The 11,291-nt window shown below is 38.5% G+C and carries 12 protein-coding genes and 1 pseudogene; 12 read left to right on the top strand and 1 reads right to left on the bottom strand.

All coding sequences use genetic code 11. The features are described from left to right. Positions 1 to 18 precede the first annotated feature (18 nt). Positions 19 to 596: pseudogene (locus tag H2C83_RS06825) on the top strand (amino acid permease); the annotation flags it as partial. Between the two features lie 430 nt (positions 597 to 1,026). Here the strand turns inward: H2C83_RS06825 and H2C83_RS06820 are convergent. Beyond that, entirely contained in the window at positions 1,027 to 1,170 is a 144-nt protein-coding gene (locus H2C83_RS06820) for a hypothetical protein (RefSeq protein WP_181739098.1), read from the bottom strand. Between the two features lie 262 nt (positions 1,171 to 1,432). Between H2C83_RS06820 and H2C83_RS06815 the strand changes: the two genes are divergently transcribed. The 11 genes from H2C83_RS06815 to H2C83_RS06765 all read left to right on the top strand — a co-directional run bounded on the left by H2C83_RS06815 (position 1,433) and on the right by H2C83_RS06765 (position 11,278). After that, complete coding sequence (locus H2C83_RS06815; protein ID WP_181739096.1) at positions 1,433 to 1,585, top strand: hypothetical protein; 153 nt, start codon at positions 1,433 to 1,435, stop codon at positions 1,583 to 1,585. Positions 1,586 to 1,693: 108 nt separating this feature from the next. Continuing rightward, complete coding sequence (locus H2C83_RS06810; protein ID WP_181739094.1) at positions 1,694 to 2,176, top strand: DUF2975 domain-containing protein; 483 nt, start codon at positions 1,694 to 1,696, stop codon at positions 2,174 to 2,176. 10 nt (positions 2,177 to 2,186) lie between these two features. Further along, on the top strand, positions 2,187 to 2,408 hold the full coding sequence (locus H2C83_RS06805; protein WP_181739092.1) for a helix-turn-helix domain-containing protein: 222 nt from the start codon (positions 2,187 to 2,189) through the stop codon (positions 2,406 to 2,408). Between the two features lie 72 nt (positions 2,409 to 2,480). After that, complete coding sequence (locus tag H2C83_RS06800) at positions 2,481 to 3,728, top strand: DUF4153 domain-containing protein (RefSeq protein ID WP_181739090.1); 1,248 nt, start codon at positions 2,481 to 2,483, stop codon at positions 3,726 to 3,728. Between the two features lie 591 nt (positions 3,729 to 4,319). Next, positions 4,320 to 4,661, top strand: a complete 342-nt coding sequence (locus tag H2C83_RS06795; protein WP_181739088.1) for a PadR family transcriptional regulator — start codon at positions 4,320 to 4,322, stop codon at positions 4,659 to 4,661. Further along, positions 4,658 to 5,530: a permease prefix domain 1-containing protein gene (locus H2C83_RS06790; protein ID WP_181739086.1), complete on the top strand. Its 873-nt coding sequence runs from the start codon at positions 4,658 to 4,660 to the stop codon at positions 5,528 to 5,530. Before H2C83_RS06795 ends, H2C83_RS06790 begins: the two co-directional genes overlap by 4 nt. 667 nt (positions 5,531 to 6,197) lie before the next feature. Then, positions 6,198 to 6,752: a hypothetical protein gene (locus H2C83_RS06785; protein ID WP_181739084.1), complete on the top strand. Its 555-nt coding sequence runs from the start codon at positions 6,198 to 6,200 to the stop codon at positions 6,750 to 6,752. Positions 6,753 to 6,962: 210 nt separating this feature from the next. Then, on the top strand, positions 6,963 to 7,625 hold the full coding sequence (locus tag H2C83_RS06780) for a class I SAM-dependent methyltransferase (RefSeq protein WP_181739100.1): 663 nt from the start codon (positions 6,963 to 6,965) through the stop codon (positions 7,623 to 7,625). 186 nt (positions 7,626 to 7,811) lie between these two features. Next, positions 7,812 to 8,597: an aminoglycoside nucleotidyltransferase ANT(9) gene (gene ant(9), locus H2C83_RS06775; protein ID WP_181739082.1), complete on the top strand. Its 786-nt coding sequence runs from the start codon at positions 7,812 to 7,814 to the stop codon at positions 8,595 to 8,597. A gap of 759 nt (positions 8,598 to 9,356) precedes the next feature. Beyond that, positions 9,357 to 9,980 carry a TetR/AcrR family transcriptional regulator gene (locus tag H2C83_RS06770; RefSeq protein ID WP_181739080.1) on the top strand — a complete coding sequence of 208 codons (624 nt, stop codon included), beginning with the start codon at positions 9,357 to 9,359 and terminating at the stop codon, positions 9,978 to 9,980. A 68-nt stretch (positions 9,981 to 10,048) separates the two neighbouring features. Then, positions 10,049 to 11,278, top strand: a complete 1,230-nt coding sequence (locus tag H2C83_RS06765) for an alpha/beta hydrolase family protein (protein ID WP_181739078.1) — start codon at positions 10,049 to 10,051, stop codon at positions 11,276 to 11,278. Positions 11,279 to 11,291: the final 13 nt, after the last annotated feature.

Raw genomic sequence — 11,291 nt, 5'->3', positions numbered from 1 at the left:
ACAAACGGGGTTCATTAAGTCCCTGCTGCTGCTCAAATTATGAATTTTATCGTTTTAACCGCTGTATTATCTTGCCTTAATTCTGCCTTGTATGCCACATCACGTATGCTGTATTCTCTTGCAGAAAAAGGAGAAGCACCAAAACGTTTCTTAAAAGTAAACAAAAAGGGTACTCCTGTTCAAGCGTTTTAGCAGGTACTGTTTTCTCTTATCTTGCAGTTATCATGAATTATATTTCTCCGGATAAAGTGTTTATGTTTCTGGTCAATTCCTGTAGTGCAATTACATTGATTTTATATTTAACAATCGCTGTGTCGCAATTACTAATGCGAAAGAAAATAGAAAAGGAGAAACCTGATGCACTTGAGATTAAAATGTGGTTGTTTCCTTATTTAACTTACTTTACCATCTTTGCTATTTCCGCCTTGTTAATCGCTATGTTTTTTATTGAATCGATGAGAACGCAAATCTTATTTACGGGTGTTCTTACGATTATTGTTATTTTTTCTTATATATTCAAACAAAAAAAGAAAACAAATGACATAGACAATGAAGAAACAATGTTAACCAACAGGGAAATGGGAGAAAAAATATAAAAATGAAGGATAAAGAGCATGACAAAAACAGCTGCGGTTCCAAACATTTTATAATTTAATAAGATATTTACAGTGGAAAACCCGGCTGATGCAAACATGAAATGGGAATCTACAGAGGTTGATTTGGATTTATGTTGAATATAGCTGGTTTCACGCGCTGTTTGATAACTTTTTGATATCTGATTCAGTTCATTTACAAATTTCCCAACTCCGAATATAAGATCCGGATTCTTTTCTTTTTGCAGGAATTTGGACTGTTTAAGACGGTTAATTCCTGTTTCTATTCTGGATTTCCAATTTGTATTAGATTGTTTGTTAATTAATATAAAAATTAAGTAGTCTTTTTTCTCTGTCACGAAAACCAAGAAGCCTTGCTGTTCAAAGATTGATCGGCATAAAAGTTTAAAATACGTTAAATCCAGTTGTTCTTTTATTTTTTTGATCGATAGGAAATAACGAGAACCGTTCCGCCACCAGACATATACTCTGCATCATGGTATTTTATGAAATGAAGAATGGTTTTTGCTGTGTGTCCTCCTTCCAGCCAATTCTCCAGCCATTTTGATTCTTCCACTTTTCTTTTTTCTTCAATATATAAATCTCTTAATAAATATTGTGCTAATGCGGTAACTGTTCGATCCAGAATTAGCAGGTCAAATTCAGATATAGAGAAATGGTAAATCGACTATCAAAATGATTTCATTAATGTCTACTTAAGAAGTCTTTTTTAAAGGAATGGGGCGCTTCAGTCTGTATGCCATAAACCAAGCCTCCTTTTTTATCTTTCCACCAAATTGAATGCATAATAAAATTTCAAAAAAATAAGGAGACAAAAGATGGCTGAATCCTTCTTACTGGTAGATGATGAAGAGAAAGTGCTTGATTTTATAAGCTCTTTTCCATTAAATGGGGATTCGAAACACTTTGACGCTTATCCACAAATAAACTTTAGTGCTGAAAGGGTCAGTGTTTTGTTATATACTCCATGATCGAAAACTTTATACCCAAAATATATTTATATTCAATAATTATTTATTGTAAAACGATAAATTACTTGCTAAAATCAAATTGACAATAAATAAATGAGGTGTCTTTTTATGAAACGAGGTTCAACAAATTTCTTAAAGGTAGTTATTTTTCTTATTGGAATTACTGTACTTGCTTTGTGTATATTTTGGTTGCCCTGGTTAGCAGACAGGATGGCTAAAATGAATCCGGAGCTGGCTTTTTTGCAGTATCCCGTTTTAATCGGTTTGTATGCAACAGCGATCCCGTTTTTCTTTGCTCTGTATCAGGCTTTAAAACTTTTAAGCTATATTGACAAAAACAAGGCTTTCTCGGAAGTATCTGTAAATGCTTTAAAGTATGTAAAATACTGTGCAATCACAATCAGTATCTTGTATGTAGCAGACATACCATTCTTAATTCTCATAGCGGATGCAGACGATGCACCAGGTCTCGTAGCATTTCCAGTCATAATTATTTTTGCTTCTTCTGTAATTGCTGTCTTTGCTGCTGTTCTTCAAAAACTTTTAAAAGAAGCCATAGACATAAAATCAGAAAATGATTTAACGGTCTGAGGTGAATAACATGGCGATTATAATCAATATTGATGTGATGTTGGCGAAAAGGAAAATGAGCGTAACAGAACTTTCGGAGAGGGTTGGAATAACGATGGCTAATCTTTCTATATTGAAAAATGGAAAGGCAAAAGCGATTCGGATATCAACTCTGGAGGCGATTTGTAAGGCCTTAGAATGTCAGCCTGGAGATATTTTGGAATACAAAAGTGACGAAGACAGCCAAGAATAATAAAGTTTTGCTAATAAACATTGTAGAGGAAAGTAGGGCTTAATATGATAATTATTAGAGAGAGGTATAACCATGGATATGAACAATCCGATTATTGAAAATATTGCAAACCCCCATGAGCTGGAGAGAATGTTTAGAAAAGACCCCGAAGCTTTTAAAAAGTCATTCTCATACGCCTGGGAACAAAACCCTGATTCGCAGGTTCTTGCCGTTTGGTATGAAAGATTGTATTTCAAGGAGACGGCAAATACAGAAAAAGCTTCCTTGTTTCAGAGAGATTTCTTATTGATGAGCATTTTAGCAATTTTAGCCGGAATTAGCACCAGGATAATTTTGCATTTTGTCGAACAGCAAGCAATAGCCCCTGTTAACCTTGTTTTTGGTATACTGCCATTTATTGCCGTCTATTTTGTATTCAACAATATTCCCCAAAAAAATCTTCTTTACATCCTTGCGTCGTTATTCCTGCTATCCGGTTTCTATCTGAATATGCTGCCACTGGAGTCTAAAGACAGTATTCTCCTGGCTTATCTGCACCTTCCCATTTTCTTATGGGTATTAGTAGGGCTTGCATTTACAGGTAATGAATATGGCATGGGAAGCACAAGATTAGCCTATCTTAAATTTAACGGGAAATTTTGCATACTCTACGCCAGCATGGCAATCAGCGGAATGCTACTGACAGCATTAACCATGCAGTTATTTAGATTTATCGGCATGGATATATCTGAATTCTATTTTAAAAATGTTGTTTCATTTGGTGCTGCCGCTCTCGCTATTGTGGCTACATATCTGATATCAAGGAACCTTAAACTTGCCAAAAATATTGCACCATATATAGCCAAAATTTTTAGTCCTCTTGTACTGGTCACATTGTTAGTTTATCTTGTAACGGTTATTTGGGTCGGAAAGAATCCATTCCTGGACCGCGATTTTCTTATATCCTTTAACGGGATACTCCTTTGCGTATTGGCCGTCACCATATTTTCCATTACTGAAAGCGATACAGACGAGAAAAAGAACATTTCTGATTATATAAATTTTGCCCTGATTGTTCTTGCTCTTACCATTGACAGTGTGGCTTTATCAGCCACAGTGTTCAGGCTTTCTTCCTATGGGATTACGCCCAACAGACTTGCTGCTTTAGGTGCAAACATACTTATCTGGGCCAATCTGATTTGGATTATGTTCTCCTATATGCGTTTTCTGCAAAACAAAACCGGACCTTCTACTGTCCAGGATGCCGTAACCAAGTATTTGCCGGTCTACGGACTTTGGGCAGCTTTCGTTACATTTACTTTTCCTTTAATTTTTTATTAGGAAACGACTTCCGACTCCTAAATAATCAAGGAAATATATAAAAGAATTTCATACGATGACATTCGGTATATTTGAAATGACAACTAAGGTAATTATAACTCAGGCGAAAATGGGGGTCGATTAAATAAGGTCGAGCATTCGATCCTTTTCGCCTTTTTTATCTATCAGTTTTATAAATGACTCGTCCGTTTTGGCATACTGGAGGGATTTGAAACTTCGTATGAATTAATAGGTTTGCAATAATTAAAATATCCACAACATAATTTTTTAATATTCAAATTATTTAGGAAATGGTTGCTGTATCAAAATTTGTGATAATGTCATCCCCAGATCACTGAAAAACCACTGTTTGAAAATATAGCAGTGGTTTTTATCATATTTGTGCAGAATAAACTTCAGTTAAATCTGCAGGTCTTTTTGTCTGTCTAAGTTTTGATAAACCTACTGCAACTTATATTTTGACATGTCATAGGGAAGAGAAGAAAAAAATCCCAAATATACTTGATAGTCGTAGTAATATGACTTACAATATAATATATCAAGAAGGTATTTACGAATGTAAAAAATATACGACAGAAAGGGGGCTGGGTTATGGAGCCAAAATTATCGTCTGATTTGCTTAGAGGCCACACAGACACGATTGTTCTCAGGTGTTTACTTAAACAAGATCGTTACGGTTTCGAAATCTATAATTGGATTTTGGAACGAACGGGAGAGCAGTACGAATTGAAAGAAACCACGCTGTATTCAAGCTATAAGCGGCTTGAAAAGGGTGGGTACATTACTTCCTATTGGGGTGACAAAACACAGGGAGCACGGCGCAAATATTACCATATCACGGAAAAAGGCCGGGAGCTGTACCGACAGAACAAGCTCGATCTTGAATTCACCCAGAGAATTATCAATGATTTATTGAAGGAGGAAGAATATTGAACATTAAGCAATACATTGACTCATTGTTTTCAAGCTATGAAGAAACGGACTCGCTTGCCGACTTTAAAGAAGAACTGGAAAGCAATCTGAACGCCAGAATAAACAGTTTGAGAAAAAAGGGACTGAACGAACAAGCAGCCTTTGACAAGGCAATTACGGAGCTTGGCGATGTGTCCACTCTCGCCGATGAATTGAGCCTGAAAAAAAGGCAGGAGGTTTTCTCTGATATGTATATGAAAACCAGGCATTATATGTCGACATGGAGAATCGTTCTTTATGTCTTATGCGGTGCCGTTTTTGGCTTTGGGGTAATTGTCTCCGTCCTTTCGGGATTCTTCAGCGGCGATGTTAATGCGCCATTGGGTTCGCTGCTCATTTTCGGAGGTATCCCCATTCTCGGTTTTTTGTTTCTCGGACTAACGCAGGAAACGGCTGTGCATGAAGCAATGAGCTGGAAGCGGGCACTTTTGTATGTGGTTGCGGGAGGCGTTTTCCTGTTTGGGGTGATTGCGTTCCTAATAACTTATTTTGAGGACAACGCGGGACTACCAATCGCGATAGCTACACTGATCCCGTTTATACTGCCCAGCCTGGCATTCGGTGTGTTCCTCGTACTGACTGAAAAAGACAGGAGCAAACCATGGGTGATAAGGCAGCGCAAGGAATATATGGAACGCTCACAAAAACGCTTCGGCGATCCAGTGCAGCAGGAACGGTTTGGGTTGTTTTCCGGAGCACTTTGGATAGCAGCGATAGCAGCGTTTATCCTGCTGACAATTCTTTTCGGCATTAAATTCTCATGGCTGGCAATTGTCGTGGCGCTCATAGGGCAAATGATTGTCTTGGCCATGTTCACAAAATCCAGGTAAGTGGCTTTTGGCAAATTCAGAATGGATGAATCAGAAAATTGAGAGTAAAAAAACTGTGATATTGACTTCCCTTGTCGTGCTTGTGATATCCTCCGTGCTTCTTTCGGGATGCACGGGGGGCGATATTCACAGTGTATTCAAGCAGGTAAACGGGCAGTCGGTTCCGATGTTAAGAATGTCATTGCTTTCGCACTTAATGTGGGCAAGGAGTATATGAGCGGCATGATACGGAATAAAATCATCGCCGGTACCTTGTAACGGCGGTATACGGCTCCATTCTAATTGTTTCGTCGCTCTTGGCGCTTATCATCTTCAGAGCATGTGTCTTGGAATTACCAGAGAAAACGTTGGCCATATGCTGGCGGCGATATTTCTTATCACGCTTGCCGTCGGCGGCAGTGCAAATATGGCAGCCATGCTGTTGGCAGAATTATCACTTCCCTGCTCATCAATTTTCACTAAGTTGTGGGTGCAAGTTTCATGCCGACTGTTGCCAGCTTCTATATGAAGACGGTTTATATGGGACAGATAACTCCTCAGTAACAGATTTTTCAGCGACTTTCTTCCTCACAACAACTTGCTTCCGCAGTGGTGGTGTGCATTATTAGCGCCATAGGCAGCACCGTATTTAAGAGGCTGGATTTGAATTGCTTGTGAATGGAGAGTGATGATGGTGTCTTCAAGAAAGATTTATGTTGTCCTCATACGGAGCACAACCATACTGTCCCGGCTGATACACTATTTCAAAGGGGACAAATATACTCATGCGGCGCTGTCATTCGACAAGGAATTAAACTATATGTTCAGTTTCGGCAGACGTAGACCGGGTAACCCTTTTGTAGGATGTTTCAAGCGCGAAAGGCTTGACGAGGGTGTTTATAAAAACGCTCCCACCCTGCCGGGAGTTATATTCGCAATTGATGTAACCACGGAACAATACGCGAGGGCATTTGATTTGATTGTAAATTTTCTGCTTGACAGCCATATGTATAAATACAATTATTTAGGGCTTATCGGCAATCTGTTTCATAGAAATTTCAGGAATGATTACAGTTTCTTTTGTTCCGAGTTTGTATACCATATCTTGTTTGAGAGTGGCATCTGTGACCTGAAAAGACCACGTGAGCTTGTCCGCCCGCAGAATTTGCTTAATATAAGCGGGGAAATTGTATATGTGGGTGATTTGAAACACTACAACAGCAAAAACGAGAAGGCAGCATAATAAAGAAGAAAGATGTACGCCGCCTGGTTGAAATAGATGATAAAAACGCGCACATAATCGACAGGTTTTTGGATTTTGGTATGATTTTTAATTTAATTTATTCAATGTAACAACTCTGTCAACAGCATTCTTAACCCGTACAAGAATTGCTTTGGACAGGTCTGTCTTTTGTTGAAAATAAGAGGAAGGTGAAATGTGATAGTGAAAAATATGATGAAAGATATAAGGAAAAAGAAAGATGTCGGCATTTATGGCTTGGCAGCAAAATGGTATGACAGAAATTCCCGTAAAAGCAGGCTTGCGGAAATGCGGGAATATGCCGATGAAGTTGCAGCGCATGTTGGTAAAAACGCAAATATTTTGGAAGTTGCGCCTGGGCCGGGTTATTTGGCAATCGAGCTTGCAAGGAAAGGTTTTAATGTAACAGGTGTCGAGATCAGTCCGGATTTTGTAAAAATTGAAAAAGCCAACGCAAAGGAAGCAAATGTGTCGGTTGATTTTAAAGAAGGTAATGCATCAAAATTACCTTGTGACGATAACTTTTTCGATTTTATTGTATGCAGTGCAGCATTTAAAAATTTCAAAGACCCTGTGCAAGCTTTGAATGAAATGTACAGAGTGCTTAAACAAGGTGGAACATCTCTTATAATTGACATGAATTATGAATCAACAGCAGAAGATATGGAAAATGAAATCAAAAAGACAGGAATGAAAGGGTTTGACAAATACTTTGTCAAATTTGCATTTAAAACTTTCCTGAAACAAGGTGCTTATACAAAATCAGGGTTTGAGAAATTAATAAAAGAAACCCATTTTAAAGAGTATGAAATCAAACAAGAAGGCATAAGCTTATATGTTTATCTTTATAAATAAATATAATTGGATAAAGAAGATAGAAAAAGTATGTTTTCAAAGCTGGAAATGAGGATGTGATGCTTTTTCATGCAGTAAATTTGAATGCAGTCAGGTTTTGTAGCAGAGGAGTATAACTGGGGAAGGCCGTGAGAATTACCGTATAAGAGATTTCAAAAGCTATTATTCGAGAGGGGTTTGTAGTGGATGACCGATTGGAGTAACAAAAAAATACCAAAGGAAGCGATTCAGGCATTAAAAATTGTGGAGGAGTTGCTTGGCAGTAAGGTGGTTGCTGTATATCTGTATGGTTCTGCCGTTATGGGCGGATTACGGATTAAAAGTGATATAGATTTACTGGTGGTTGTAAATCATCATTTGCCTGAAGTAACGCGAAGAAATCTTATTAAAAGACTAATGATTGTATCTGGAAAGATGGGAAATACAGATTCTGTGCGGCCACTTGAAGTCACGGTTGTATATCATGGAGATGTTGTACCTTGGCAATATCCGCCAAAAAAAGAATTAACCTATGGCGAGTGGCTCAGGGACAAGTTTGAGAAAGGACAAATTGAGGAACCAGCTTGTGACCCTGATTTGGCAATTATTTTTGCCAAAGCAAGAAAAAATAGCATATCGCTTTATGGTCCTGATGCCTCAGAGATACTTGAACCTGTGCCGGAGACAGATATTCAAAGAGCGATTAAGGAATCTTTGCCAGGACTAATAGAGGAGATCAAAGGTGACGAACGGAACGCCATTTTAACCCTGGCCCGAATGTGGCTGACAGCGGCTACTGGCGAAATTTCTCCAAAAGATGTGGCAGCAGAATGGGCTATACCCCGATTACCCGAAGAACATGCGAAATTACTTGACTTGGCCAGAAAGGCGTATCGGGGAGAGTGTATTGATAAATGGGAAGGACTGGATCACGAAGTGAAAGCACTCGTTAATCAAATGAAAAAGTCGACAGAGTCTTGCCTTGAGTTCTGAACATCACATAAAAAATCAGTGCAATGCAAACATAACATACATTTACATTTATCCAGTCTGGGAGGCAAATTACATAGAAATTATTGTTAACAGCTTAGGTTATCTATGATTACCATGCCTGTGTTGTCCATATTTCTATTACTATCAATTAGAGCGAAACATTTAACTATTAAATTTGGTGACGAGTTGGGAATAGGTCAGGATGTACAGTCGTTGAGTGTTCCCGTAAACGGGGCATTTTGAGTGCGTGACATTGATGTCACGAGTTGAGAAATAAAAAACTGAAAAGCTTGTAAATAAAGGGTTTCCAGACATTTAGTTTTTCCCGAGGCCGATCTGCCGGATGTGGCAATGTCAGGAAACCCTTATTTTTGTTGCTTGAGGGAACATATCAACCGTCCCAAAAGTTAATAGTTGATTTACCAGATTAGATAACTGCCTTTTTTCAGGGGTTGAAGATACAAAATAGTTGTAAAATATCATTTTGTAATATTCAGTTCGGGTCAGAAAACCCATCATATTTTTTAGATAAATTGATGATACTTTCTAAGTTGAAGTCTATACTGCGTGTGAAAACCAGTGCGCACTCTATGTAATTACACAGGATATGGTACGCATGAGATGCTGGTGCATTTTCATGTTCAAGGAACGCAGAAATTTGCCTTTGTATGTTAAGAGAATAAAAAACAATTCTTTACAGGTATGCATTGTTCATATATAATTAACTATATAGTTAGTTAGATTCATTGGAGGTGCTTTGTGAATAAACGAGATCCAGTGGAAACTAAGGCAAGGATTTTATCAACAGCTGAGAGATTATTCTCCGAGGTTGGTTTTGATAAGGCCCGGGTTGATGATATAGCTAAAGAAGCAGGTGTAAACAAAGCTCTGATTTACTATTATTTTGAGAGCAAAGATGAAATACTTGAGACATTGTTCTCCAGCCTTGTGGAAGATGCCAAGCGAATGCTGGTAGAAAGCGTGGAGAAAACTTCGGATGTTCTTAACGAAGATAATTATAAAGCTCTCTTTGATGTGTATATCCGCTTTATAATGGAAAAAAGAAAGATCTTAAAAGTTGCCATTGCTGAATCAGTCAAAGAGTCATCAAGTATTTCAGTTGTTATGGAATTAGGGAACCTGATAATTAATGCTGAGGTCGAAAGCATCCGTAAAGCATGTGAATTGAAAGGGCTCGATTATCCCGAAGATAAGAAGGAAATGCTTGTGATGGAATTTTTTACCGGATTGATGCCGTTTATATGCTTCGCTTTATTTGAGGATCAATGGGAGTCATATTATCATATCAGCGAAAAAGAACTATGCGAATATTTTTATAAGGCATTTAGGAAAACGCATTTAGCTGCACATTTGCCGAAGTAATTTTTTTTAATCCAAATTAACTAAGTAGTTAGTATAATAAAATAATAATAGTTTAAGGAGGTCCCTAAATGGAGAAAAATGAAAGGATTAACAAGCTTCTGGAAGAAACTGAAAAGGTGATCGATCCGCACAGACAATTCTACAAGATAAGATTCGACGACAACAGCATGGATTTTGCATTCCAGTGGATGCTGGGTGCTATTCGGAACGGTGGCGGAGATATAGGCGAAATTTTTTATACCGCTGCTCAGATCGAGGATTACAATCCGGACAGCTGGGCTTCCGAGTGGCCGAAAATAGCGGAAAGAGTTGAGAAGCGGGCAGAAGCTGCAGAATCTGGCAGTCATTTGGTAAGTGCCCGGGAATTCTATCAAAAAGCAGCCTGCTATTATCGTGCCGCGCTTACTGCGTTGCCGCCGCAAAAAACTGAGTTTGTAAGGCTATATAAAAAATCGCTGGCATGTTTTTCAAAGGCTGGAACCATGTTCGAACCTCAATTTGAGATGGTCATGATACCTTTTGAAAATACGTACCTTCCCGGATGTTATATCAGGGCTTCAAAAAGTCAAAGCAAAATGAAAACTATTATTGCAATAGGAGGAGCAGAGACCTTTTTCATTGATCTTTATTTCCATATCGCGCCGTCTGCATTGAGTCGAGGATATAACTTTATCACAGTTGACATACCTGGGCAGGGTATCTTGCCTCTGGATGGCCAATTCTTCAGACCGGATACGGAGAAACCTATCGGGGCGATTATCGATTTTATCCTGAACAAGCCGGAAGTGGATAAGGATCGGATTGCCGTATATGGAATAAGCGGAGGCGGATACTACGTGACTCGTGCATCAGCTTATGATAAAAGGATTAAAGCATGCATATCAAATTGCGCAGTAACGGATATCGGGAAAATTATGGGTGAGATGGCTATCCAAAATCAGAAAGCGGCGTCTGCCGGTATAAAAATGTCACCTTTTAATATCAGAATGTTTCAGATCTTGGCATGGAGACATGGCGTTTCAATGGATAACATCCCGGGATTACTGGAAAAGACACGCGATTTTGTGTTTGATCCTTCATTAATTACCTGCCCTGCACTGAACATATGTAGTAATGGAGAATACCTTAACCCGGCGACCAGGGCTATGGAAGATTATTATATGAAGGCTTTGCCGAATCCAAACAAAAAAATGATTATAGCTCCGTTTGAAGATGGCGGAGGAACACATTGTCTGGGAGAAAATACAGGACTTTTAAGCGCTCTGTTATTTGATTGGCTTGATGAAGTATTTGCCTGAATCTATCAATTTG

Source organism: Thermoactinomyces mirandus (assembly GCF_013868055.1).
Lineage (GTDB): Bacteria > Bacillota > Bacilli > Thermoactinomycetales > Thermoactinomycetaceae > Thermoactinomyces > Thermoactinomyces mirandus.
Note: the sequence above shows the minus strand (reverse complement) of the source record. Positions and strands in the feature narration are given on the sequence as shown.

What these genes read in the sequence shown, in the direction of transcription:
- H2C83_RS06800 (WP_181739090.1), top strand. Translation starts at nt 2,481, where the DNA reads ATGGATATGAACAATCCGATTATTGAAAATATTGCAAACCCCCATGAG.
- H2C83_RS06805 (WP_181739092.1), top strand. Translation starts at nt 2,187, where the DNA reads ATGGCGATTATAATCAATATTGATGTGATGTTGGCGAAAAGGAAAATG.
- H2C83_RS06810 (WP_181739094.1), top strand. Translation starts at nt 1,694, where the DNA reads ATGAAACGAGGTTCAACAAATTTCTTAAAGGTAGTTATTTTTCTTATT.
- H2C83_RS06795 (WP_181739088.1), top strand. Translation starts at nt 4,320, where the DNA reads ATGGAGCCAAAATTATCGTCTGATTTGCTTAGAGGCCACACAGACACG.
- H2C83_RS06785 (WP_181739084.1), top strand. Translation starts at nt 6,198, where the DNA reads ATGATGGTGTCTTCAAGAAAGATTTATGTTGTCCTCATACGGAGCACA.
- H2C83_RS06815 (WP_181739096.1), top strand. Translation starts at nt 1,433, where the DNA reads ATGGCTGAATCCTTCTTACTGGTAGATGATGAAGAGAAAGTGCTTGAT.
- H2C83_RS06765 (WP_181739078.1), top strand. Translation starts at nt 10,049, where the DNA reads ATGGAGAAAAATGAAAGGATTAACAAGCTTCTGGAAGAAACTGAAAAG.
- H2C83_RS06780 (WP_181739100.1), top strand. Translation starts at nt 6,963, where the DNA reads ATGATGAAAGATATAAGGAAAAAGAAAGATGTCGGCATTTATGGCTTG.